Source organism: Frateuria sp. GZRe14 (assembly GCF_051900395.1).
GTDB classification, from domain to species: domain Bacteria; phylum Pseudomonadota; class Gammaproteobacteria; order Xanthomonadales; family Rhodanobacteraceae; genus Frateuria_A; species Frateuria_A edaphi.
On sequence record NZ_JBHZGJ010000001.1, the window covers coordinates 860753 to 884780 of the forward strand.

The window sequence follows — 24028 nt, forward strand, 5'->3', positions numbered from 1 at the left end:
GCATTGCGTGGAGGAGGCCGGTGCGCATCACAGGTCCGGTCCTATCACCACGTGCAACTGGATGCCGTGTGCATGGTCGTCGCGGATCGGCGTACCCACGTCGACGCGGATCATCCCCACCGGCGACAGCCAGCGCACGCCCAGGCCCGCACCCAGGCGCGGGCGGTAATCGGTGCCGTTGAACGCGTTGCCGGCGTCGACGAAGGCCGCCATGCCCCAGTTGCGCGTGAAGTAGTGCTCGACCTCGGTGCTCGCCACCAGCAGGTTGCGGCCGCCGATCACGCGGTCGAAGCTGTTGCGCGGGCCGATCGCCTGATAGCCGTAACCGCGCACCGAGCGGTCGCCGCCGGCGAAGAAGCGCAGCTGCGGCGGCAGGGCGGAGAAATCGCCGGTGGAGGTGAAGCCGGCGCTGGCGCGCAGGATGAGCCGGTCGCGCTTGGTAAATGCATCGATCCACTTCGCATCGGCGGCCAGCTGGCTGAAGCGCGTGTCCGAGAGCAGCGAACCGGCGGTGCTGCGTGCGTACACGCTGAGCGACCAGCCGTGCCGCACGAACGTGGGGTTGTCGCCGTGCTTCTTCGACAGCGACGCCTCGGCGAACACCAGCTTGCTCTGGCCGCGTTCGATGCCCGGCGTGTTGTCCGGCTCGTTGCCGCGCTTGCCGACGGTGAAGGTGCCGATCAGGGCGTGCGCGCCGACGGTGCGCGTCCAGCCGCGCCACAGGTCGGTGTGGTTGCCGACCAGTTCGAGCGTGCGCGATTGCGAGGTGACCGTGTCGGCGTCGCGGAAGTTGACGCCGAAGTTGAGGCTGCGCTGCTCGCCGCCCGGCAGCGGGATCATGTACAGCGAGGACAGCGTCTTCAGCCGCTGCGCCAGCACCAGTTCGTTCTTCCACTTGTGCCCGCGGCTGTTGACCCAGCGCCGCTCCAGCCCCAAGCGCACGCCGACACCGGTGTCGGTGCCGAAGAACGGGCCGCCGGTGTACACGCTGCGCTTGGCCGGTTGCAGCTCGATCTGCACGTCGACGGTGCGGCCGGTGTCGTCCACGTCCGGCCGCACGTTCACCACCGAGAAGTAGTCGGCGCCATTGAGCGCCTGTTGCAGGCGCAGCAGATCCGTCTGGTCGAAGTAGTCGCCCTGCTTGAACGGCACGTAGCGTTCGAGGAAGCCCGGATCGAACTGCGAACCCGTGAACTGCACTGCGCCGAAGCGGTAGCGCGGACCGGCCTGCCACGCCAGGTCGACCACGGCGCTGTGGTCGGCGCGCGTCACCCGCACGGTGTGCGTGACCAGCTTCGCGCCGAGGAAGCCATTGGCGGTCAGCGCGCCGCCGACGTCGTCGCGCGCCTTCCCGTAGGCGCCATGGTCGAGCACCTTGCCCTTAAGGCGTTCCACCGCGCGTACGGCACCGCGGATCGCAGGGATCGTCTGCGCCGCCTCGTCCAGCTTCACGCGCACCTCGGTGATGCGTACCGGCTCGCCCGGCTTCACCGTAAGCGTGACCTGCCAGTCATCCGCGCCGGTGCGGGTCAGGGCGCCCTGCACGCTGGCCTCGTAGTAGCCGTAGGGTTCCAGGGCTTCGCGCGCCTCGTCGGGCGCGTCGTCGTACAGGCGGCGGATCTGCGCGTCGCTGACCGGCCGCTTCGCGTACTGCGACAGCGTCAGGCTGCCCTGCACCGCGGACTTCAGCGGATCGTCGATGCCCTTGATGGTCAAGCGCACGCCTGCGTGCGCCGCCAGCGGCAGCAGCAGGAGCAAGGCGATCAGGCGTCGGAGGCGGCGCATGTGGTGGGGGACGTCCCTGTGCGGAGGCCTGCGGGGCGCTCCAGCTTAGCGACGGCGATGTTGCCGTCGCATAAACGTTCCTCGGGGCTCAACCGACCTTGTCGCCGGCCTTGTGCGCGATCCAGGCGCCGACCACGGCCGAGAAGTACGGGATCGACTGCGCCGCCAGGATGAACATCCACAACGTGCCTTCGATGTACCGCGTGCCGAAGGACAAGCCCATGCCGACGATGCACAGCACCAGCGCGCAGGCCATCAGCAGTTCTTCGCGCACCGGCGCGAAGGCGGCAAAGCCCGACTCGCCCAGGCGCCGGCTCTTGGCCGTCACCACGAACGCGGTCTTCTCGCGGGTCAGGCCATGCAGGATGCCGCGCGCGATCGCGTGCGAGAGGCCCATGCTGGCCACCGAGGCCATCAGCGTGTCGTACCAGCCGCAGGGCACGCGCGCGCGGTAGAGCACGATGCCGAAGATGGCCTTGGCGAAGAAGAACCCGATCACCGGGATCAGGAACAGCTGCATCGGCAGGCTGAAGTACTGTGGGTAGGCGACCATGCCGGCGGTCCAGAACAGCGCCATCAACGTAAAGATCAGGTGCAGCGCGTCGGCGAACCAGCTGAACCAGCCGGTGAGGAAATGGAAACGCTGGCCCAGCGAAAGCGGCCCCCGTTGCGTCATCCATTCCCAGCGCCCCTTCAGGATCTGCATGGCGCCGAACGCCCAGCGGTAGCGCTGGCTCTTGTAGGCCTTGAAGTCGGCGGGGGTGAGGCCCTTGCCCATCAGCTCGTCGACGTAGACCAGCTCGTAGCCGGCATGCATCAGGCGCAAACCGAGCTCGGCGTCCTCGCAGATCGTCCACTCCGACCAGCCGCCGGTGCCTTCCAGCGCGCTGCGGCGGACCATGGTCATGGTGCCGTGCTGGATGATCGCGTTGCGCTCGTTGCGATGGTGCATGCCGATGCGGAAGAAGCCGTCGAACTCCCACGCGGTCATGCGGCGGAAACGGTTGTGCTCGAAGTCGCGGTGCGCCTGCGGGCACTGCACCACGGCCACCTTCGGGTCGTGGAAGTAGCCGGTCAGGGTGGACAGCCAGTCCTCGCGCACCACGTAGTCGGCGTCGATCACCGCCACCACCTCGGCGCGCGGGTCGGTCTCCTTCAGACCGAAGTTGAGCGCGCCGGCCTTGAAGCCCGGCCACGGCTCAAGGTGGAAGAAGCGGAAGCGCTTGCCCAGCTGCTCGCAATAGGCCTGCACCGGCTTCCACACGTCCGGGTTCTTGGTGTTGTTGTCGATCACCAGGACTTCGAAGTTGTCGTAATCCAGCACCGCCAGCGAGTCGAGCGTGGCGATCACCATTTCCGGCGGCTCGTTGTAGCAGGCCAGGTGGATCGACACGAACGGCTGCTTGTCCGGCCGGTCGGGCTTGAGCATGGCCGCGTGGCGCTGCCAGCCCCGGCGCCATAGCACCTCGGTGAACTCGAAACCGTTGATCAGCAGGATCGCCAGGATCGCCACCTGCGCCGGGAACAACAGGACCAGCATGGTCCAGTCGATCCAGCTCAGGTAGAAATTGAAGGGCAGGGTGGCCGACCAGACGATCAGGCCGCAGGCGAGCTGGATCAGCAGGCAGAAGAACAGCCGGCCCATCAGCCTGAAGCGCGCGAACTTGCGCGCGAACCAGATCATCGGGAGTAGTGCGAGCAGACTGGCCGCCAGCGCCTTCCACGGCCAGGCGGTGTCCTCGGTGACCGGACCGGTGAAGGGGAACTTCAGTTGGCGGTCGGCGTTGAAGGTGCCCCAGTAGGCGCCGGTGCGGCCCTCGCCCAGGTTCTCCTTCCACGGCTGGTCGAAGGCCTCGAGCAGGTAGTAATCGATGTTCCGCGTCTTGGCCGCATTGAGCCAGTCGCGGATGAAGATCGCCTCGTTGGAGATCGAGGGATCGGCGTACTCGTGGCGGTCGCCGTTGGACGGCCAGCCGATCTCGCCCACCACCACCGGCTTGTCCGGGTAGTGCTGCACGATGTTGTCGTAGGCGCCGAGCGCCGCATCCACCGCGTCCTTGCGCGCGATGCCGTTCCAGAACGGGAACAGGTGGATGGTGACGAAGTCCACGTGGTCGCCCAGTTCCGGATACTTCAGCCAGATGTAGTCCGGCTCGGCGATCGACACCGGCTGGCGGATCGCCGCGCGGGCGCGATCGAGGTAGTCCTCCATCTGCTCGACGGTCAGATCGCCGCGGAAGAGCACTTCGTTGCCGATGATCACGCGGTGGATGGTCTCGGGATAGCGACGCGCGAGCGCGATCACCGTCTCCAGTTCCTTCTCGTTGTTGATCAGGCGCGTGTCGATGTTCGCGCCAGCCATCACCTTGAGGCCTTCCTTCTCGGCCAGGCGGTAGACCTGCGGGTTTTCCAGCGTCGAATAGGTGCGGATGCGCGGGGTATAGCGGCGCAGCAGCTTCAGGTCCGCGTCGATCTCCTCGTCGGAGGGGAAATCCTGCTTGAGCGGGTTCTGGTAGCGCTGGAACACCGACACCGAATAGCCGCTGATCGGCCCGTGGAAGTCCTCCGGGCCGTGCGGGCGGTTGCTCCACCACCACAGGGCGATATTGAGCGCGGCCACGATCAGCGCGAGCAGGACGGCCGCAAGCAGCGGGTACCGGCTGTCGTGGGTGGGTGCTGTGGCGCTCAAAAACGTTCCCCGTCGGACGCCTCCATTTGAGGCCAAGTTAGCCCGCGGAGCTTAACGATCCGCGCGAGATGGCTCAATAAAGGCCCTGGGGGGTGGTCAGCGCGAGGTCAGCCGATCGGACGGCCAAGGTTTCGCCTGCGCGCCAGCGGTGTCATGCCACGCCATCAGAACAAGAGCCAATCGCCGAGAATCGCCAGCAAGGCCTGGCCGGCCGCTTCGCCGCTGATCATGTCCGCGGAGCTGACAAGTGCGGAACGCAGGCCCGGTAGACCAGCGATGGTCGCGATGCCCGCTAGCTTGAAGCCGAAGTGCTGCGCTACCCGCCGCCAGACCTGCTTGTTGGACGCGTCCGATGCCTGCTCGAACTGCACGCGCAACAACCACGGCGCCGTGGCCTCGCCCAGTACCGCGCACATCTTCTCGATCAGCCAAGGTTCGGCCTGGCTTCCTCGGGTGCGCCAATTGCTGACGGTCTGGTTCTTCACGCCCAGTGCCTGCGCGGCTGCGCTGTCCGCGTGCATGGCCAAGGCCTGCTTGTATCTCGTCAGGAGTTCCAGCGTCGCGCTCATATCCTCACCCTGTTGACTTTTGTCCTCACCCTGAGGAAATCTGGAAGAAGGGAACGGTCCTCGGGGGAGGATCGTAAAGGGCAGGGACGTGTCAGGGGAATCACTCTTTCGGCGGGAAGTGCTGGAAGCGCGGCAGGGCAGCTGGCTGGGCGGGATCGCCGTGGCGGCGCCAGTGTCGCGCTGGCTCGTGGCTGTACTTGCGCTCGCGCTGGGCGCCGCCATTGTCCTGTTTCTCACCTTCGGCTACTACACGCGACGCGAGAGTGTCGTCGGCCAGCTCGTCCCCAGCTCCGGCCTCCTCAACGTGGTCGCGCCGGGGGCAGGGACGATCAGCCGCGTCGTGGTCCAGGAAGGCCAGAGCGTCAAGGCGGGTGATGTACTGCTCGAACTGGCCAGTGCCCAGGACAACAGTATGCTGGGCGACACGCACGCGCTGGTCGGCCACCAGCTCGACCAGCAACGCGCGGGGCTGGAAGCGGACCTCCGGACGCAGGAAAAACTCGCTGCCCAGCAGGCAGATGCCATGCGCGACAAGGCGCGGTTGCTGCAAGCGCAGCTGGACCAGGTCAGCGGTCAGATCGGCCTTCAGCGACAACAGGCGGCCAGCGCCGAACAACTGCTGGATCGTATCCGCCCGCTCGGTGGCAAGGGCTACGTATCCGCGCTGCAGATCCAGCAGCAGGAGGCCTCGGTGATCGAGGCCAAGACGCAGTACAGGGCCCTGGTTCGCCAGCAACTGGATGTCCGCCAGCAACTGCAGGCGGTACGGCAGCAGCTGGAGCAGCTCCCGCTGGACACTGCCACGCGCCACAACGAGACCGAGCGCCAGCTGGCATCGATCAACCAGTCGATCGCCCAGAACGAGGTCCAGCGCGCGCTGGTTCTGCGTGCCCCCCGCGACGGCGTGGTTTCGGCGGTGCTCTTCAAGCCCGGCCAGATGGTCAGCGCGGCACAGCCATTGCTGTCGATCCTCCCACGCGGCTCGCGTCTGCAGGCGCAGTTGCTTGTGCCCAGTCGCGCGATCGGTTTCATCGAGCCGGGCAGTCGTGTGGTGCTGCGTTACCAGGCCTTCCCCTACCAGAAATTCGGCCAGCAGTATGGCCGCGTCGCGGATATTTCGCGCAGCGCGCTGTCGCCGGCGGACGTCGGCGCGCTGGTCGGCCAGCAGGCACGCGAACCGCTCTATCGCGTGCAGGTCGACCTGGATCGGCAGACGGTGCCCGCTTACGGCAAGGCGGAGTCACTGAAGTCCGGCATGGCGCTGGAGGCGGACATCCTGATGGAACGCCGCCGGTTGATCGAATGGGTGTTCGAGCCGCTTTACGGCATCGGACACCGCCTGTCCGGGGACGCGGCACATGGCTGACGGAACGCAGCCGGACGAGCGTCCGGCAAGCACGCCAGGCCAGCCTCTGCAGCTGCAATTCGGCTGGCGTCGCGCGCTGCCGCTGATGCTGCAGACCGAGGCCGCCGAATGCGGCCTGGCCTGCCTCGCGATGGTCGCGGCTTATCACGGGCACGACGTCGACCTGGCGGGCCTGCGCCGCCGCTTCTCGACCTCCCTGAAGGGAACGAGTCTGTTGCAGATCATGGGCATCGCGGGCCAGCTAGGGTTCTCCACGCGGCCGTTGAAGCTCGATCTGGAGGAGCTGGGACAGCTCAAGCGGCCTAGCGTGCTGCACTGGGATCTCAATCACTTCGTCGTGTTGAAAGACGTCACGGCCAGGCGGGTGGTCATCCACGATCCGGCCCGTGGCGCGCGGTCGTTGAGCTTCGAAGAGGCGTCGCGCCACTTCACCGGTGTCGCGCTGGAGCTTTCCCCAGGCGCCGATTTCAAGCCGATCGCCGCGCGCCGACACGTCACCCTGCGGGCGCTTACGGGCAAGTTCCATGGGATCGTATCGGCCCTGCTGCACGTCCTCGCGTTGGCCGTGGTGCTGGAGCTATTCACGCTGGTCAGCCCGTTCTTCATGCAATGGGTCATCGATCAGGTCCTGGTCTCGGCCGATCGCGACCTGCTGACCTTGTTGGGTATCGGCTTCCTCGGCGTCACCGTTTTCCAGGCCGCCTTCACCGCAGCGCGTTCATGGACCCTGACCTGGTTGGGCGCCACGGTCAGCGTGCAATGGCAGACCAATCTGGTGCGGCAACTCCTGAAACTGCCGCTGGACTGGTTCCAGAAGCGTCATGTGGGCGACGTAGTGTCGAGGCTGGGGTCGGCGCAGACCATCCAGAAGACGCTCACGACGCAGTTCATCGGCTCCCTGCTCGATGGAGTCATGGCCATCACGACGTTGGTGGTGATGGGCTTCTACAGTGTGCCGCTTACCCTGTGGGTGGCGGGCGTGTTCGTCCTCTATGGCCTGCTGCGCTGGATCTTCTTTCGGCCTCTCCGGCGGGCAACCGAAGACCAGATCGTTTACGCCGCCCGCCAGCAGAGCGAGTTGCTGGAATCCATCCGCGGCGTGCTGCCGGTCAAGCTGGCCAACCAGCAGGATGAGCGCTCCGCGCGCTACGCCAATGCCACAGTCGAGACCACCAACCGAGATGTCGGCGTGCAGAGGCTGACGATCGCGTTCAGCGCCAGCAATCAGATGATTTTCGGCTTGGGGCGGGTAGCCCTGGTCTGGATCGCCGCACTGCAGGCCCTCGATGGCAACCTTTCGGCCGGCATGATGATCGCCTTCGTCAGCTTTGCCGATCAGTTCACCAGCCGGGCTGGCGGGCTGATCGACAAGTGGGTCGACTTCCAGATGCTCGGGCTGCATGCCGAGCGCCTCGCCGACGTGGCCTTGACCGAGCCGGAGCCCGAAGACACTTCCACTTGGACCGGCTCCCTCCAGGACTCGAGCATCGAGTTGCGCCACGTGAGCTTTCGCTATGCGGACGGTGAGCCCTGGGTGTTGAAGGACTGCAACCTGCGGATCGAGTCCGGCGAATGCGTTGCAATCACCGGACCTTCCGGCTGCGGCAAGACGACCCTCGTCAAGATCGTCCTGGGATTGCTGGAACCCACCGAGGGCGAGGTCTTCTTCGGCGGCGTGCCGCTGCGCAAGATCGGCGTGAAGCGATTCCGCAGCATGGTCGGCGCCGTCATGCAGGAGGACCAGCTATTCGCCGGTTCGCTGGCGGACAACATTTCGTTCTTCCAGGCCGGCCAGTCGGACGAGCGGGTCGAGGCAGCGGCTCGCATGGCGGCGGTCCATGAGGAGATCGCGCGCATGCCGATGGGCTACCAGACGCTTGTGGGCGACATGGGCTCGAGCCTTTCCGGCGGCCAGAAACAACGGGTGATCCTCGCTCGCGCCCTGTATCGCGAGCCGAAGCTGTTGCTGCTCGACGAGGCGACCAGCCACCTGGATGTGGAAAGGGAGCGGCTCATCACACAGGCCATCAGGGGCCTGGATGTCACCAGGGTGATCATCGCCCACAGGCAGGAAAGCGTCTCGAGCGCGGATCGCGAAATCAGCTTGGCAGCACATGGCCAGGCGAGAGTCGGCCCAGGACGGGCCGATGAGTAAGGGGAAGGGAAGCGATCGAAAGTGCAGTAACGGATCTGTCAATCAACTCAACAGAAAGGAAACGATCATGCAGAAGTTGACCTTCGATCAGGTGAAGAACGTCAATGGCGGCCTTATCTCCGCCGGTCTCGAGTGCGTTGGTGGCGCCATCCTCACCGCGGCTTCCGACGGGCTGTGGCTCCTCGTGGGTGGTGCCATGGTGGAAGCGGGCGCCTGTTACGACTTCGGCTACGAGCTCGGCGAGGCCATGAACTGAGCGCATTCATAGCAGCCTGGACCCCGCATGGGGTCCAGGCTTCTTGTTTCCCGGAGGACTGTATGAAGCTTGCCAAGACGAAGCTGCGCTCGGCGTTCACTTGCCTGGGCATCGCGTTGATCGTGATCGGTGTCGTCCTCAAATACTTCGGCTGGTGACTCTGTCAGCCCCCAACTGACTTCCATTCCATGCGTACGCTCCCATGATCGACTTGTTTCGTTGTGCGGGCACGGTGCTCCTCGCCAGCGTCCTGTTGCTCTCGATCCTGCTCAAGGCCAGGGACAGGCGTCCGGTCGAGCAATGGTTGCGCAACCGTTTCCCCCGCGTGCGTGCGGCCGTGCTGTTCTTCGCGATCATCGGAGCCGAAACTGCCTTGTTGGTGGCGGTGCTGGCCGTTGGGCCACGCAGTACCGGGTTCATGGTTGCCGTCTGCGGAGTCCTGGCGATTTGTGCATGGCTCTTCCGCGTTTTTGGCCGTGGCAAGGTCGGATGCCCCTGTTTCGGCTCCGCCTCGCTGAGCGCGGATTTGCGGGCCGAAGTCGTGTTCCTGCTCGTCCTCGTGGCGGAACTCGTGCTTGGTGGCTTGTCGATGCGCTGGCAGTTGCCGGTTGCCCTGTTCTGCGCGTTCGCTGCTGCCGTGGCCGTGGGTTTCTACGTGCTTTCGCGCGGGCTTGCCTTGCGGGGCTTCACCGGCACACCGGTGGGGGACGCGGGAAAGGAAGGAACCGCGCTCCTGGGCGAAGCCAGCCGGGACGGACGCCCCCTCGCGCTGATTTTCCTGTCCACCCGGTGTCAGGTATGCATGACCTTCTTGAAGTATCTGGAGCAATCCTCGGAACTGTTCGCCACTTGGATCGACTTGCGCCTGGTCATTGATGGCCTGGAAGTGGCCGAAGAAACGCTGTTTGGCGGCAGCACGATCGTCTCCGTGCCTTACCGGCGATTGGCCAATGCGCTGCAGGTAGTCGAAAGTCCCACGATGGTGCTCTGGCGCAAAGGCGTGGTCACGCGATACCGCGGGATCCAGGCATGCAATCTCGCATTGTCGGAAATCGTCCGCGTGACCGTGGCGGGTGCCTGACTTCCGGAGCTTTCGTCGGCGAAGGTAAGAGTTTTCAGGCGGTAGGGACTATGGCGCCACCGGGTTGAGACTACGACCGCCACCACGCTGAATCCGGGCATGTGGGCTCAGACGTTCGGGAAAGCATCGACCTCCACAGGCGCCTTGTGCATCGCCTGACTCACAGCTTCGGGCAAATCCGGATGTTGCGGTTCCTAAAGAGAGACATCCGCTCGTGCCTGCTGGCGGTCCGGGCAGGAACCCCCACGCCGGACCAGCTGCCGACTGCGGCTGCCTCACGCCATCGGTGCAGCACCTGAGGAAACTGCCCAGGCCCGCAACGCCGACGCCTTTTATTTCAACAGCGAGCGCAGCATCCACGCGGTCTTTTCGTGTTCCTTCAAACGCCCCGTCAGCATGTCGGCAGTGCCTTCGTCGCCGCCGTCCTGCGCGACCTTGATGGCGCCGCGGGCGGTGTGGGCGGCGATCTCGTGGCCTTCGACGAGCTGGCGGACCATGTCCTTCCATTCCGGTACGCCCGATTCCTCCTTGATCGAGGTGAGCTTGCCGAACTGGCTGTAGGAGCCCGGCGCGAATACGTCCAGCGTGCGGATGCGCTCGGCGATCTCGTCGGCGGCCAGCCACAACTCGTTGTACTGGGTCTCGAACATGGCGTGCAGGCTGTTGAACTGCGGGCCGGTGACGTTCCAGTGGAAGCTGTGGGTCTTCAGGTACAGCGAATAGGTATCCGCCAGCAGCTTGGAAAGCTGTTCGGCGATGGTCTGGCGATCCTGCGGGGCGATACCGATGTTGGTCATGGAAATCCCTCCTCGTGAGTGGGTACGGGATCCACGGTACCGACTGGCGAGCGCGCCGTGAAATGAATCGTTCCGATGAGGGCCATAGCCTGCGGCTATCATGTGCGGTCCCATGAACGACACGCCGCCCGCATCCTCCGACGAAGCCCGCCTGCGCGCCTTGCGCGAGGCGCTCTCGGGCGTGTCCAGCCGCGACTTCGGCCGGCTGCTGGGACGGTGGCGCGGGCTTTCGCGCCAGCCCGATGCCCGCAAGCTCGACGCACTGGCGGCCGACATCGGCGTCTCGGCGGCGCGGCGCCAGGCGCGCGCCGCGGCCAAGCCGGCGATCCGGCTGGACGAATCACTTCCGATCACTACGCGCGCCGACGAGATCGTCGAACTGATCCGCAAGCACCAGGTCGTGGTGATCGCCGGCGAAACCGGCTCGGGCAAGACCACCCAGCTGCCCAAGCTGTGCCTGGCCGCCGGCCGCGGCGAGGCGGGCATGATCGGCTGCACCCAGCCGCGCCGCCTGGCTGCGCGCTCGGTCGCCCGCCGCGTGGCGGAGGAACTGGGTACGGCGCTGGGCGAACAGGTCGGTTTCCAGGTGCGCTTCACCGACCAGGTCTCCGAGCGCACGCTGGTCAAGTTCATGACCGACGGCATCCTGCTGGCCGAGACGCAGGGCGATCCGTGGTTGTCGTCCTACGACACGGTGATCATCGACGAGGCGCACGAGCGCAGCCTCAACATCGACTTCCTGCTCGGCTACCTCAAGCGCCTCGCCCAGAAGCGGCCGGAGCTGAAGATCATCGTCACCTCGGCGACGATCGACACCGCACGCTTCGCCCAGCATTTCAACGACGCGCCAGTGGTGTCGGTCGAGGGGCGCGCTTACCCGGTCGAGGTCCGCTGGCGCGCCGCCGACGCTCTGGAAGCGCACCCGGTGCGCGACCGCGGCCCCCACCCGCGGGACGCGTCCGACCGCGTCCAGCAGGGCAGCGCCGAACACATCGGCCTGGTGCTCGACGAGATCATGGCCGACCGCAGCCTCGGCAGCGGCCCCGGCGACGTACTGGTGTTCCTCCCCGGGGAGCGCGAGATCCGCGACGCGCACCTGCTGCTTTCGCGCCGCCAGTACCGCGAGACCGAAGTGCTGCCGCTGTACGCGCGCCTGTCGGCGGCCGACCAGGATCGCGTGTTCAAGCCCGGACCGAAGCGGCGCATCGTGCTGGCGACCAACGTGGCCGAAACCTCGTTGACCGTGCCGCGCATCCGCTACGTCGTCGACACCGGCAGCGCGCGGGTGATGCGCTATAGCCAGCGCAGCCAGCTGGAGCGGCTGCACGTCGAGCCGGTCTCGCAGGCGGCGGCCGACCAGCGCAAGGGCCGCTGCGGGCGCATCGGCCCGGGCATCTGCTATCGCCTGTACGGCGAGTCGGATTTCGAGACCCGTCCGCGCTACACCGACCCGGAACTGCTGCGCTCGTCGCTCGCCAACGTCATCCTGCGCATGCTCTCGCTGAAGCTCGGCGAGGTGGAGGATTTTCCCTTCCTGGAAGCGCCCGATCCGCGGATGGTGGCCGACGGCTACCGGCGCCTGGCGGAGATCTCCGCCATCGACGAGCGCCGGCACCTGACCGCCATCGGTCGCCAGCTGGCGCGACTGCCGATCGACGTGCAGCTGGCGCGCATGCTAGTCGAGGCGCAGGAACGCCATGCCCTGCGCGAGTTGCTGGTGGTGGTGGCGTTCCTGTCCATCCAGGACCCGCGCGAGCGTCCCGCCGATGCGCGGCAGCAGGCCGATGCGGCGCATGCGGCGTTTGCCGATCCCAAATCCGATTTCGTCGGCGTGCTCAACCTGTGGCGCGAGTACACGAAGGCGCACGAGGAGCTGACCCAATCGAAACTGCGCGACTGGTGCGGGCGGCATTTCCTGTCGTTCCTGCGCATGCGCGAGTGGCGCGAGCTGCACCGGCAGCTGTTGCTGGTGGTGGCGGAGCTGGGGTGGACGCTGGACGCCAGCGCAAAATCTGCTCCCTCTCCCCTCCGGGGAGAGGGTTGGGGTGAGGGGACACCCTCGCGAAAGAGCCCGGCTCAAGTCCGAAGTGCCCCAGCTCGCGCTTCGCGCAGCGAGGCGCAAGGGTCGCGCCGCGCCAGGAAAGCCCCGGGCGAGCCCCAGCCCCTCACCCCAGCCCTCTCTCCGGAGGGTAGCGAGGTCGAGGCAAGTCCCGAACAATACGAAGCGATCCATCGCTCATTGCTCGCCGGTCTTCCTACCCAGGTCGGCCACAAGGACGAGAAGGGCATCTACCGCTCCACCCGCGAGCGCCGGTTCCAGGTCTTCCCCGGCTCGGCGCTGGCGAAGACGCCGCCCGCCTGGCTGTTCGCCGCGCAGATCCTCGACGTCGGCGGCCGAGTCTGGGGCATGAGTTGCGCGCGCGTGGAACCGGCCTGGATCGAGCAACAGGCCGCGCATCTGGTCAAGGGCAGTTGCCGCGATGCGCACTGGTCGCGCAAGCGCGGCACGGTGGTCGCCTACGAGCAGGTCAGCCTGTTCGGGCTGACCCTGGTCGAGCGTCGCCCGGTCACGTTCCAGAAACAGGATCCGGCACTCGCCCATGCGATCTTCCTGCGCGAAGCGCTGGCACGCGGCGACCTCGATGCGCGCGCGGATTTCGTGCGCGCCAACCAGCGCGTGCTCGACCAGGCGCACGAGATCGAGGCCAAGCAGCGCCGCGAAGGCCTGCTGCGCGGCGAGGACGAGCTGGCGGCATTCTTCGACGGCAAGTTGCCGGAGGATGTTGCCAGCACGCGCGCCCTCGATGCCTGGTACAGCCGTGCGCGTCCCGCCGAGCAGGCCGCGCTGCGCTGGTCGCTGGACGAGGTGATGGCCGGCGGTGCCGGGCTCGACCCGAAGGCGTTTCCCGCCACGCTCGACCTTCCGCCACAGCGCTACAAGCTCGAATACCGCTTCGTTCCCGGCGACGAGGCCGACGGCGTCACCCTGCAGCTTCCCCTGGCGATGCTAAACGCGCTGCCCGCCGCCCGCTGCGAGTGGCTGGTGCCGGGCCTGCTGGCCGACAAGGTGGCCGAACTGATCCGCGGTCTGCCCAAGGCCCTGCGGCGCAACTTCGTGCCCGCGCCGGACTTCGCGCGCGCCTTCGTGGAAGCCGAGGCGCCGCGCGAGCAGCCGTTGGTCCCGGCACTCGCCGCTTTCCTCAAGCGCGCCACGGGCGTGGACGCGCCGCCCTCCGAATTCGCGGCGGTGGAACTGCCGCCGCACCTGAAGATGCGCTATCGCCTGCACGACGAGCGCGGCAGGACGCTGGCCACCGGCCGCGACCTCGCCGCATTGCGCGCGCAATGGGAAACGCAGGCCCGCGAAGCCTTCTCGCGCAAGACCGACGTCGAGCTGACGCGCGAGGACGTCACCCGCTGGGACTTCGAGGAGATTCCCGCGCAGGTACGTTCCGAAGGCGGCCTGAGCGCCTTCCCGGCACTGGTCGACCTGGGCGAGGCGGTGGCGCTGCGCGTGTTCGAACGCCACGACGAAGCCCGCGCGGCGCATCTGAAAGGTGTCGAGCGGCTGCTGCGCAACGCGCTGGCCAGCGACATGAAGCAGGCCCGTCGGCGCCTGCCCATCGCCAATCCGCTGTCGCTGAAATACGCGCCCCTTGGCAGCGTGGAATCCCTGCGCGAGGACCTGGTCGAGGGTGGCTTTGCCGACCTGCTGGCGACGCACGACCGGGACGCGCGCACGGCCGGCGACTTCGAGGCACTACGCACCGCCCTTGCACGCGAGCTGTTCGGCGCAGCCGTCGAGCGATTGAAGCTGGTCGAACCGGCCATCGAGGCCCAGGCCGATCTCAAGCCCTGGCTGGAACCCCCGTTGATCGGCTTCGCCCGCGCCAGCTATGACGACCTGCGCGAGCAGCTCGACGCGCTGCTCGCGCCCGGCTTCGCGCGTGAACTGCCGAACGCGCGCCTGGCGCACTACCCGCGCTACCTCAAGGCCATGCGCCTGCGCGCCGAACGGCTGCGCCAGGACCCGGCCAAGGACCAGCAGCGCATGCTCCAGGTGCTGCCGTACTGGCGCGAGTACCTCCGGCACCAGGCCGGCGGCGCGGCAGACCTCGACGAACTGCGCTGGTTGATCGAGGAATGGCGCGTCTCGTTGTTCGCGCAGGAACTGAAGACCGCCGAACCGGTGTCGGCCAAGCGCCTGGCGCGGGCGCTGGAGGCCCTGGGGTGATCGGCCAGCCGTCGGGCTGAACGCTGCGCTCCGTTTGCCCCGCAAGCGGGAAGGGAGCGTGAGCGAGGCGTTCCGGGGGCAGAATCCTTGCGTCGCCACGCGGCGCAGGGCACGCGGCGCAGGGTGTGCGCCCGGATGGGGCAGGTTGCGGGGGAACCTTCCGCCACGGTCTCCGGCACGGACCTTCTTCTAGAATGTCCCTTCCCATGTCCCAGCCCACCCATCCCGCATCCACCCGCCTGACTCAATGGCACGCCCGCGCGGCCGCGCTGCCGCCGCTGGCGGATGCTCTGGCGACCTGCACGCCGGCGAACGAGGCCGAATGCGCGGACGTGCTGGACCTGCTCGCCATGCTCGGCTGCGATGCGCAGACACAGGCCGCCGCGGTGTGGTTCGAGCTGGCGCAGGGCGACCCGGCAGCTTGGCAGGCTCGCGCGCCGTCGCTGCCGCTGGAAGTGCAGCGGCTGGTCGAAGGCCAGCTCGCCGCGCAGAAGGTCTGGGCCCTGCACGCGCAGCGCGAGACCGGCACGCACGAGGGCCTGCGCCGGCTGCTGCTGGCGATCATCCGCGACCTTCGCGTGGTGTTCGTACTGCTGGCTCGGCAACTGGCGAAAATGCGTGGCGCGACGGCATTGCCCGAAGCCGAGCGCATGGCGCTGGCCAGGCTCACCCGGGACATCCACGCGCCGCTCGCCAACCGGCTCGGCATCTGGCAATTGAAGTGGGAGCTGGAGGACCTCGCGTTCCGCTACCTGCAGCCGGACACCTACAAGCGCATCGCGCGCCTGCTGGACGAGCGCCGCGCCGACCGCGAGGCGTTCATCGCGCAGGTGCTCGCCGAGCTCGGCGCCGCCCTGGAAGCGGCCGGCATCAAGGCCGACCTCGCCGGTCGTCCGAAGCACATCTATTCCATCTGGAAGAAGATGCACCGCAAGGGACTGGAATTCTCCGACCTGTACGACATCCGCGCGGTGCGCATCCTGGTCGACAGCGTGGCCGACTGCTACGGCGCGCTGGGCGTGGTGCACGCGCAGTGGCAGCACCTGCCACGCGAGTTCGACGATTACCTCGCACGCCCCAAGGGCAACGGCTACCGCTCGCTGCACACCGCGGTGATCGGTCCGCAGGGCAAGACGCTGGAAGTGCAGATCCGCACCCATGCCATGCACCGCGACAACGAGCTGGGCGTCGCGGCGCACTGGCGCTACAAGGAGGGCGGCGGCGCCGATGCCGAGTTCGAGGCGAAGATCGCCTGGATGCGCAAGCTGCTCGAACCGCGCGCGGACGAGGAGGTAGCCGCGGAGCTGCGCACCGAGTTGCTGGAAGACCGCGTCTACCTGCTCACGCCCAAGGGCGAGGTGTTCGACCTGCCGCACGGCGCCACCGTGCTCGACTTCGCCTATTACGTGCACACCGAGGTCGGCCATCGCTGTCGCGGCGCGAAGGTCAACGGGCGCATCGTGCCGCTCACGCACCAGCCGCGCAGTGGCGACCGCGTGGAAATCGTCACCGCGAAGAACGCCGAACCGAGCCGCGACTGGCTCTCGCCGCACCATGGCTACCTCAACACCAGCCGTGCCCGCGAGAAGGCGCGGTCCTGGTTCCACCGCATCGCGTTCGACGCCAACCTTGCCGCCGGTCGCGCGCTGCTCGAACGCGAGCTCAGGCGGCTCGCGCTGCCCAACGCCGACCTGTCGAGACTGCCCGCCCATTTCCACCTGAAGACGCACGAGGAACTGCTGGTCGCGCTCGCGCTTGGCGAGGTCAGCGCTGGCCAGATCGCGCGCGTGCTGCAGGAAGCGGCACACCCGGTCGAACCCGCGCCGCCGCCGGCGCAGCCGGTCGCGCGCCACGTCACGCCCGACCATGGCGCGCTTCGCATCGAGGGCGTGGGCAACCTGCTCACCGTGCTGGCGCGCTGCTGCCAGCCGCTGCCGGGCGATCCGGTGCGCGGCTTCATCACCAAGGGCCGCGGCGTATCGGTACACCGCGCCGACTGCGCCAGCCTGGCGCGGCTGGCGCGACGCGATCCGGACCGCGTGATCGACGTCGAGTGGGGTCGCGCCACGGCGCAGTCCTACCAGGTCGACGTCGAGCTGCACGGCTTCGACCGCAAGGGCCTGCAGAAGGACGTGATGAACCTGATCAGCAACGTCGGCACGCCGATCGTGGCGTCCTCCAGCCGGCTGGAAAGCCGCACCGGCGAGGTGGAGATGCGCTTTACCCTGCGCGTGCGCGATTTCGGGCAGCTCTCGTCCCTGCTCGGCAAGCTGGTGGCGCTGCCCAATGTCGTGGAGGCGCGGCGCGTCAGCGCAAGCTGAATGCACCAGTTTCACCGGCGGGCGCGTGAAGTGGGCGATGCTAAGCTGGATCCGTTGCCAGGACAGCTTTGGACCATGAGCGGACGCAGAGACCAAGACAGCCGGGACGGACGCGCCGAACCCACGCTGGGCGACCTGGGCGACCTGGACGCACCGCGCCCGCGCGCGGACGATCCGGACGACCGCTTGCCGCCGATCGCCTTCCATACGCCGCGGCGCCCGCCACCCGCGCGCCGTCGGCGCCTGCGCCTGCGCAGCTGGCACCTGGTCGCGCTGGTGGTCGTGTTGCTGCTCGGCGCGGGCGTCTGGGCGCTGCGCGAATACCAGAACAGCCTGCGCGACATGGTCCCGCGCACGGAACTGAATGACGTCCTGAGCCGCGCCGACAAGGCGTTGCAGGACGGCCACCTGGACGGCACCGACGGCACGAGTGCGCGCGAGCTCTACCAGGGAGCCCGCGCGCTCGAACCGGACAACGACCGCGCCCGCGACGGCCTGCACCAGGTCGGCATGGCCGAACTTTCGCGCGCCGACACCGCTTTCCGCGCCGGTCGCCTTGACGAGGCGCAGCAGGAACTCACCGTCGCCCGCGAACTGCTCGGCGGCGGCAGTGACGTCGACCGGCTCGACGGGATGATCCGGCAGGCGCGTGGCGCCGCGCAGCCGGCCGACGACTTGGTCGAACGCGCGCAGCAGGCGCTCAACGCAGGCAAGCTCACCGGCCAGGACGGCGCCGGCGCGCTCTACCAGCAGATGCTTGCCGCCGATCGCGACAACGCGGTGGCCCAGCACGGCCTGGATCAGGTCGGCAGCGGCCTTGCCGCACAGGCGCGCGCCGCGCTCGCCCATGGCGACGCGACCACCGCTGCCACCATCATCGACCAGCTGACCGCGCTGCTTCCCAGCTACGGCGACCTGCCCGCGTTGCGCGCCGCGCTCGCGCAGGCGCAGCACCAGGACGACGGCGCCCTGCTCGACGCCATTTCGCAGGGCCAGCAGGCCTTGCGCGACGGCCGTATCGCGGGCGAGGGCGACGAGACCGCGCTGGCGCACTTCCAGGCCGCGCTCAAGCTCGATCCCGGCAATGTGCAGGCCCGCGCAGGCCTGGGCCAGGTCGCCCAGGCACTGGTGGTACAGGCCAACGCGGCGCTCGATGCCGACGACACCGACCAGGCCTCCCGCCTGCTCGACCAGGCCGAGGCGCTGGCGCCCAAGTCCGCCGATCTCGCCGCCGCGCGGGCGCGGCTGAACACCAAGGCCGCGCGAGCCACGCCGCCTGCCACGCAGCCCGCAGCCACGCCGCCGGCGCCGACCGCCGCCAAGCCGGCGCAACCTGCGCCCGAAGCCGAACCGCCGCCACCCCCGCCGCCGGAACTGACCGCCGACCAGATCGAACAGGTGGCCGAACTGGTGCGCCGGGCACGTACCGCCGCCACGCAGGGCCTGATCATGCTGCCGCCGGGCGAGAGCGCGTACGACCTCTACCGCAACGCGCTGGCCATCGACGGCAACAACCAGGCCGCGCTGCAGGGGCTGGAAGACCTGCCCAACCTGGTCGTGCAACTGTTCAACCAGGCACTCGCCAGCAGCGACCTGGACAAGGCCGGCGAATTGCTCGGCGCGCTTGGGGACCTCTCGCCCGGCGACTCCAACGAAAGCGTGTTGCGCGAGCGGCTGGTCGACGCCTGGCTGGACCAGGCCGAGCAGCAGCTCGACCGCGGCGACCGCGCCAACGCGGCGCAGTCGATCGAGCAGGCACGCCGGCTCGCGCCGTACCTGCCGCGCGTGAGCGAACTGTCGCGGCGCCTGCAATCCGGCCACTGACCGGGGATCGCATGACCGTCGTGGTGTTCGGGGCCAGCGGCCAGATCGGCCATTTCCTGTTGCCGCGCCTGCGCGCGCGCGGCGAGCCGGTGATCGCGGTGAGCCGCGAGCCGCATGCCGACAGCGAGGGCGTGCGCTGGGTGCGCGGTGGCCTGCCCGATGCGGTGCCCACGCTGTCGGCCGTCTCCGCCATCGTCAGTTACGGACCGCTGCAGCCGTTCGCCCGCTGGCTCGCCGCGGCAGCGCCAACCGGTTCGCCGTGCGTCGTGGCCACCAGTTCGATGAGCGCGCAGAGCAAGGCCGCTTCCGAGGTGCCGGCCGAGCGCGAGATCGCGCGGCAACTGCAGCAGGGTGAAGCGGAACTGGTGGCCGCCTGCGAAGTGCTGGGCTGCGCCTGGACCGTATTGCGGCCGACACTGATCTACGGCGCTGGCAGCGACAAGAGCCTGACCCCGCTCGCGCGCCGGGCGATGCGCACCCGTGCGTTTCCGCGCCCCATCGGTGGCGGCCTGCGCCAGCCCGTCCACGCCGACGACATCGCGCTGGCCACGCTGGCCGCGATCGATCGACCCGCCGACCGCGTGCTGATGCTCGGCGGTGGCGAGCGGCTGACCGCGGGCGACATGTTTGCCCGCGTCCAGCGCAGCCTGCCGATGGCGACCTTGCCGTTGCCGGTCCCGACCTGGCTGCTGCGCCTGGTCCGCCATGCAGTGCCGCGGTTGCGCGGCCCCCTGGCGCGACTGGATGCCGATCTGGTCGCCGACAACAGCGAGCTGGAACGCCTGCTCGACGTGCATCCGCGACCGTTCCGGCCGGATGCGCGGTGTTGGGAGCCGGGCTGACCCTTTTTGCGCGGGCGGGCGGGAAACGCACCACCCGGTTTGCCCGCCCCGTGCCATCCGTACGCCCGCGCCACGCCACATCCCGCCGCCCACGTTCAGATGCGCGCCGGGTGGCACGCCCTATCATCGGAGCCCACCTTGGATCCAGGTTCCCAACCTTGGCACTGATCTCTCGCATGGGCGCGTTCGCGCGCCACAGCTGGCGCTGGCTGCGCATCCCTTTCTGGGTCGTGCTCGGCCTGGGGCTGGGTTTCGTGCTGCCGTACACGCTGATCCTCAACAAGCGCGTGCAGGACCGTTTCAACGACCTGGTGTTCGCCGTGCCCACGCGCGTATATGCGCGTCCGCTGGAACTGGCCGCCGGCGTACCGATGTTGCCGTCCGCGCTGGAACTCGAACTGACCTTCGCCGGCTACATCCACGATGCCGCCGGCAGCGTGCCGGGCACCTGGACGCGCAATGGCAGCCGCTACGTGATCTCCTCGCGTGGCTACGCCGGTCCGGACGGCGGTGAACTGCCCAAGCGCATCCGCGTGACACTGGGCCGCGGCCAGGTCGAGTCGCTCGCCGAGGCGGCCAGCGGCGCGCCGATCAAGCTCGCCCACCTGGATCCGGCACGCATCGCCACCGTCTACGGCTCGCAGCAGGAAGAGCGCCGCATCGTGCGGCTGGCCGACGTGCCGCCGCTGCTGGTGAGCGGCCTGCAGGCGGTCGAGGACCGCGACTTCAAGCATCACATCGGCCTCGATTTCAGCGCGATCCTGCGCGCCGCCTTCGCCAACCTCCGCGCCGGCCACACGGTGCAGGGCGGCTCCACGCTGACCCAGCAGCTGGTGCGCAACCTGTTCCTGGACCGCAGCCAGAACCTGGTGCGCAAGTTCAACGAGGCGCTGCTCTCGCTGCTGATCGAGGCGCATTACTCCAAGGACCGCATCCTGGAGGCCTACATCAACGAGGTCTTCCTGGGCCAGCAGGGCAACCAGGCGGTGCACGGCTTCGCCGCAGGCGCCGAGTTCTACTTCGGCCGCCGGCTGGAGGACCTGCGGCCGCAGGAAATCGCGCTGCTGGTGGGCATGGTCAAGGGCCCGAGCTACTACGACCCGCGCCGCTTCCCCAAGCGCGCGCTGGCGCGGCGCAACCTGGTGCTGAAGGAGTTCTACGACACCGGCCTGCTTGGCGCCGGCCAGGTCAACGCCGCGCAGGCCGCGCCGCTGGACATCGCGACGAACGCGCAGCTGCCGCACAACCGCTTCCCGGCGTTCATGCAGCTGGTGCGCGCGCAGATCACCAACGACTTCGACGACGAGACATTGCGCAACGGCAAGCTGTCGATCTTCACCACGCTCGACCCCGCCGCGCAGCTCTACGCCGAGCAGGCGATCACCACCGCCATCAAGAACATGGGCAAGCGCGGCGACAAGGTGCAGGCGGCCGGTGTGGTCACCGATACCGACAGCGGCAGCGTGCTGGCGGTGGTCGGCAGCAAGACGCCCGGCGACCCCGGCTTCAACCGTGCGCTCGATGCGCGCCGGCCGATCGGCTCGCTGGTCAAGCCCTTCGTCTACCTGGTGGCGCTGACCGATCCGGCGCACTGGAACCTGGGCACGCCGCTGGACGATTCGCCGATCATGCTGCGCCAGCCCAATGGCAAGACCTGGATGCCGCAGAACGACGACAACCAGTCGCACGGCTTCGTGCCGATGGTCGACGCGCTGGCGCATTCGTGGAACCTGGCGACGATCCACCTGGGCCTTGCCGTCGGCGTGCAGCGGGTCAGGGCGTTCCTGGAGTCGTTCGGCTTCACCGACATCAATCCGAGTCCCTCGATGCTGATCGGCGCGGTCGACATGTCGCCGTTCCAGGTCGCCCAGCTCTACGAATACGTGGCCGCCGACGGCCACGCGCTGCCGCTGCTGGCGGTGCGCGGCGTGGTCGACGGCGAGGGCCATACCGTCAAGCGTTATGAGATCGAAGGCGGCAAGGGCGAATACCAGCAAGCGGTGCGGCTGGTCACCTGGGCGATGCAGCAGGTAGCCGAGTACGGCACCGCGCACAGCCTGGGCGACTCCTCGCTGGCCTGGCTCAACGCCGCCGGCAAGACCGGCACCAGCAACGACATGCGCGACAGCTGGTTCGCCGGCTTCACCGCCGACCGCCTCGCGGTGTTCTGGATGGGCCGAGACGACAACAAGCCGACCGGCCTGTTCGGCGCCACCGGCGGCCTGCGCGCCTGGCAGGACCTGTTCCGCCACCTGCCCACGCGCCCCCTTTCGCCGCAGCCGGGCGAGGGCCTGGAAATGGCCTGGATCAATCCGGTCGACGGCAAGCCCACGCAGCCCGAGTGCGAGGGCGCGCGCCAGTTCCCGGTCGTCGCCGGCTCGCTTCCGGCCGATAGCGAGGGCTGCTTCTGGCAGCGCATCGGCAACTTCTTCGGCGGCGACGGCAACACGCCCGCGCCCGCCGCTTCCACGCTTCCCTAGAGACCCTTTCGATGTTTTCCGTTTCGCGCTTTCGTTTTGCCTCCGCCACGCTCGCCACGCTGCTGCTCGCCGGCTGTTTCAGTGTCCCGCCGCAAGAAGAAAAGCCGGTGCTGCCAGCCCACGACATGGTCAGCGCAATTCGCGCAGCCGGCGCTCGCGAGCAGTCGGTCATCGACGTGGCGCCCTTGCGCGACCCCGGCGTCAGTGCCTGGCAGGACGCGGCCCAGGCGGACGAACGCGCTGGCCGTTACGCCGATGCGGCCGCCAAGCTCGACCAGGCACTGAAGCTCAATCCCGACTCGCCGGACCTGTTGCAGGACCGCGCCGAAGTGGCGATCCGCCTGCATGACTACACCAGTGCCGAGCGCCTGGCGCGCCATTCCTGGTCGCTCGGACCGCAACTCGGGCCGCTGTGCGCACGCAACTGGCAGACGGTGGTCGAGATCCGCCAGCAGGCCGGCGACAAGAACGGCGCCATCGCGGCGCGCAAGGGCGTGCAGGACTGCCACAAGGAGGGCGTCCCGCGTTACTGAGGGCTTAGCTCCCCAAAGGAGGAAGGGGAGCAGGTAGCGTTCAGAGCAGCGCGGCGAGCAACATCACGATACCCACGATGCTCACCGCCCAAACCAGCGTGCGCAGGTAGGGAATGCCCGCCGCATACACCGGCACGTAGACCAGCCGCGCCCAGAAATACAACTGCGCGCCGAGCGCGCTGGTTGCATCCTGTTTGCCCATCGCGACCACCGCGAGCACCAGCGCGGCAAAGAACGCGAATGTCTCCAGGAAATTGGCGCGCGCGCGGTCCAGCCGGCCAGGGACGCCGGTCAACGGCGCCGCAGACCCGTCCCTTGCGCTGGCCGCCCAGCCCGGGCCGCGCTGGGCCATCGAGCCGACCGCCGCAATGGCGATCTGCGCCAGCCCCAGGATCACGCTCCATACCAGCATCTGCAGTTCGGTCGTCATCGGTGCTCCCAGGTTCGAGGTGGTGCCATCGGCGGGGCGGGGCGCATTCGGCGTCCTGCCGGTTCGTTGCTCAGCGACTTGCTTCGGGCCGCAAATGCAGCATCAGGCCGCCGCATATGAGCGCGAATCCGATGCGCGGGGCAACCAGCGCCACGAGCGCGGCGGCCAGGAAGACTGCCAGCACGACCAGCGACCGCCGCCGCGCGAGCCGCCGCGGGCGTTCGGGCAGATGGACCGCCGTGGCAAGTACCTGGCGTTCGAAGACGTTGTAGGCGGTGTCGATGCAGACGAAGAGTCCGGCATAGAACACCATCGGCGCCGAGGCGAGCCCGGTGCGCGCGATCCAGGAGGTCGCAAAAGGCAGCAGCGACACCAGGAAAAGGTGGGCGAAATTGATCCATATCAGCCCGAGTGTTGGCTGATCGGCGAGCCGCATCAGATGGTGGTGGTTGATCCAGATGACGGCGATGAAGAGATAGCTCACCGCATAGCTGATCGCCGTGGGCCACAACGGCACCAGCGCCGAGAACGACGGCCGGTCGGGTGCCTCCAGTTCCAGCACCATGATCGTCACGATCACGGCAAAGACGGCATCGGAGTAGGCGGCCAGCCGTTCCGCCGTGGCCTTCTTTTCCCCACCCATGGCGCGCTTCCCGGAAAAGTTGC

Annotated in this window: 16 protein-coding genes; 10 read left to right on the top strand and 6 right to left on the bottom strand. The window is 68.1% G+C overall.

Annotated features, from left to right (window positions below; translation table 11 throughout):
• Positions 1 to 27: 27 nt before the first annotated feature.
• The 3 genes from ACFWZ1_RS03825 to ACFWZ1_RS03835 all read right to left on the bottom strand — a co-directional run bounded on the left by ACFWZ1_RS03825 (position 28) and on the right by ACFWZ1_RS03835 (position 5043).
• Complete coding sequence (locus tag ACFWZ1_RS03825) at positions 28 to 1785, bottom strand: autotransporter assembly complex protein TamA (RefSeq protein WP_439665497.1); 1758 nt, start codon at positions 1783 to 1785, stop codon at positions 28 to 30.
• An 88-nt stretch (positions 1786 to 1873) separates the two neighbouring features.
• Positions 1874 to 4474: a glycosyltransferase family 2 protein gene (locus ACFWZ1_RS03830; RefSeq protein WP_231323827.1), complete on the bottom strand. Its 2601-nt coding sequence runs from the start codon at positions 4472 to 4474 to the stop codon at positions 1874 to 1876.
• A gap of 164 nt (positions 4475 to 4638) precedes the next feature.
• The gene (locus tag ACFWZ1_RS03835) at positions 4639 to 5043 is read right to left on the bottom strand and encodes a helix-turn-helix domain-containing protein (protein ID WP_439665498.1); all 405 of its coding nucleotides are present in this window, start codon (positions 5041 to 5043) and stop codon (positions 4639 to 4641) included.
• 88 nt (positions 5044 to 5131) lie between these two features.
• Between ACFWZ1_RS03835 and ACFWZ1_RS03840 the strand changes: the two genes are divergently transcribed.
• The 4 genes from ACFWZ1_RS03840 (at position 5132) to ACFWZ1_RS03855 (ending at position 9901) form a co-directional block, all read left to right on the top strand.
• A complete protein-coding gene (locus ACFWZ1_RS03840) occupies positions 5132 to 6409 on the top strand; it encodes an HlyD family secretion protein (RefSeq protein WP_439665499.1) in 1278 nt (425 codons plus the stop codon).
• Positions 6402 to 8564, top strand: a complete 2163-nt coding sequence (locus ACFWZ1_RS03845; protein ID WP_439665500.1) for a peptidase domain-containing ABC transporter — start codon at positions 6402 to 6404, stop codon at positions 8562 to 8564. The genes ACFWZ1_RS03840 and ACFWZ1_RS03845 overlap by 8 nt, the downstream gene beginning before the upstream one ends.
• Before the next feature lie 67 nt (positions 8565 to 8631).
• Complete coding sequence (locus tag ACFWZ1_RS03850) at positions 8632 to 8820, top strand: class IIb bacteriocin, lactobin A/cerein 7B family (protein ID WP_231323835.1); 189 nt, start codon at positions 8632 to 8634, stop codon at positions 8818 to 8820.
• Between the two features lie 202 nt (positions 8821 to 9022).
• The gene (locus tag ACFWZ1_RS03855) at positions 9023 to 9901 is read left to right on the top strand and encodes a hypothetical protein (RefSeq protein ID WP_439665501.1); all 879 of its coding nucleotides are present in this window, start codon (positions 9023 to 9025) and stop codon (positions 9899 to 9901) included.
• 332 nt (positions 9902 to 10233) lie between these two features.
• Here the strand turns inward: ACFWZ1_RS03855 and ACFWZ1_RS03860 are convergent, their stop codons facing one another.
• Positions 10234 to 10698 carry a Dps family protein gene (locus ACFWZ1_RS03860; protein WP_439665502.1) on the bottom strand — a complete coding sequence of 155 codons (465 nt, stop codon included), beginning with the start codon at positions 10696 to 10698 and terminating at the stop codon, positions 10234 to 10236.
• Positions 10699 to 10810: 112 nt separating this feature from the next.
• Here ACFWZ1_RS03860 and hrpA point away from each other — a divergent pair, with 112 nt between their 5' ends.
• The 6 genes from hrpA to ACFWZ1_RS03890 all read left to right on the top strand — a co-directional run bounded on the left by hrpA (position 10811) and on the right by ACFWZ1_RS03890 (position 22932).
• On the top strand, positions 10811 to 14932 hold the full coding sequence (gene hrpA, locus ACFWZ1_RS03865) for an ATP-dependent RNA helicase HrpA (RefSeq protein WP_439665503.1): 4122 nt from the start codon (positions 10811 to 10813) through the stop codon (positions 14930 to 14932).
• 206 nt (positions 14933 to 15138) lie between these two features.
• Positions 15139 to 17253 carry a RelA/SpoT family protein gene (locus ACFWZ1_RS03870; protein WP_439665504.1) on the top strand — a complete coding sequence of 705 codons (2115 nt, stop codon included), beginning with the start codon at positions 15139 to 15141 and terminating at the stop codon, positions 17251 to 17253.
• Positions 17254 to 17328: 75 nt separating this feature from the next.
• Entirely contained in the window at positions 17329 to 19077 is a 1749-nt protein-coding gene (locus ACFWZ1_RS03875) for a hypothetical protein (RefSeq protein ID WP_439665505.1), read from the top strand.
• Between the two features lie 11 nt (positions 19078 to 19088).
• Entirely contained in the window at positions 19089 to 19919 is an 831-nt protein-coding gene (locus ACFWZ1_RS03880) for an NAD-dependent epimerase/dehydratase family protein (protein WP_439665506.1), read from the top strand.
• A gap of 176 nt (positions 19920 to 20095) precedes the next feature.
• On the top strand, positions 20096 to 22399 hold the full coding sequence (gene mrcB / locus ACFWZ1_RS03885) for a penicillin-binding protein 1B (RefSeq protein WP_439666866.1): 2304 nt from the start codon (positions 20096 to 20098) through the stop codon (positions 22397 to 22399).
• Between the two features lie 11 nt (positions 22400 to 22410).
• Positions 22411 to 22932 carry a tetratricopeptide repeat protein gene (locus ACFWZ1_RS03890; protein WP_439665507.1) on the top strand — a complete coding sequence of 174 codons (522 nt, stop codon included), beginning with the start codon at positions 22411 to 22413 and terminating at the stop codon, positions 22930 to 22932.
• A 40-nt stretch (positions 22933 to 22972) separates the two neighbouring features.
• On the opposite strand, the gene ACFWZ1_RS03895 is transcribed toward ACFWZ1_RS03890, so the two are convergent.
• Positions 22973 to 23362: an MAPEG family protein gene (locus ACFWZ1_RS03895; protein ID WP_439665508.1), complete on the bottom strand. Its 390-nt coding sequence runs from the start codon at positions 23360 to 23362 to the stop codon at positions 22973 to 22975.
• Positions 23363 to 23432: 70 nt separating this feature from the next.
• On the bottom strand, positions 23433 to 24005 hold the full coding sequence (locus ACFWZ1_RS03900) for a TMEM175 family protein (protein WP_439665509.1): 573 nt from the start codon (positions 24003 to 24005) through the stop codon (positions 23433 to 23435).
• Positions 24006 to 24028: the final 23 nt, after the last annotated feature.

What these genes read in the sequence shown, in the direction of transcription:
- ACFWZ1_RS03825 (WP_439665497.1), bottom strand. Translation starts at nt 1,785, where the DNA reads ATGCGCCGCCTCCGACGCCTGATCGCCTTGCTCCTGCTGCTGCCGCTG.
- ACFWZ1_RS03835 (WP_439665498.1), bottom strand. Translation starts at nt 5,043, where the DNA reads ATGAGCGCGACGCTGGAACTCCTGACGAGATACAAGCAGGCCTTGGCC.
- ACFWZ1_RS03845 (WP_439665500.1), top strand. Translation starts at nt 6,402, where the DNA reads ATGGCTGACGGAACGCAGCCGGACGAGCGTCCGGCAAGCACGCCAGGC.
- ACFWZ1_RS03850 (WP_231323835.1), top strand. Translation starts at nt 8,632, where the DNA reads ATGCAGAAGTTGACCTTCGATCAGGTGAAGAACGTCAATGGCGGCCTT.
- ACFWZ1_RS03855 (WP_439665501.1), top strand. Translation starts at nt 9,023, where the DNA reads ATGATCGACTTGTTTCGTTGTGCGGGCACGGTGCTCCTCGCCAGCGTC.
- ACFWZ1_RS03860 (WP_439665502.1), bottom strand. Translation starts at nt 10,698, where the DNA reads ATGACCAACATCGGTATCGCCCCGCAGGATCGCCAGACCATCGCCGAA.
- hrpA (WP_439665503.1), top strand. Translation starts at nt 10,811, where the DNA reads ATGAACGACACGCCGCCCGCATCCTCCGACGAAGCCCGCCTGCGCGCC.
- ACFWZ1_RS03870 (WP_439665504.1), top strand. Translation starts at nt 15,139, where the DNA reads ATGTCCCAGCCCACCCATCCCGCATCCACCCGCCTGACTCAATGGCAC.
- ACFWZ1_RS03875 (WP_439665505.1), top strand. Translation starts at nt 17,329, where the DNA reads ATGAGCGGACGCAGAGACCAAGACAGCCGGGACGGACGCGCCGAACCC.
- ACFWZ1_RS03880 (WP_439665506.1), top strand. Translation starts at nt 19,089, where the DNA reads ATGACCGTCGTGGTGTTCGGGGCCAGCGGCCAGATCGGCCATTTCCTG.
- mrcB (WP_439666866.1), top strand. Translation starts at nt 20,096, where the DNA reads ATGGGCGCGTTCGCGCGCCACAGCTGGCGCTGGCTGCGCATCCCTTTC.
- ACFWZ1_RS03890 (WP_439665507.1), top strand. Translation starts at nt 22,411, where the DNA reads ATGTTTTCCGTTTCGCGCTTTCGTTTTGCCTCCGCCACGCTCGCCACG.
- ACFWZ1_RS03895 (WP_439665508.1), bottom strand. Translation starts at nt 23,362, where the DNA reads ATGACGACCGAACTGCAGATGCTGGTATGGAGCGTGATCCTGGGGCTG.
- ACFWZ1_RS03900 (WP_439665509.1), bottom strand. Translation starts at nt 24,005, where the DNA reads ATGGGTGGGGAAAAGAAGGCCACGGCGGAACGGCTGGCCGCCTACTCC.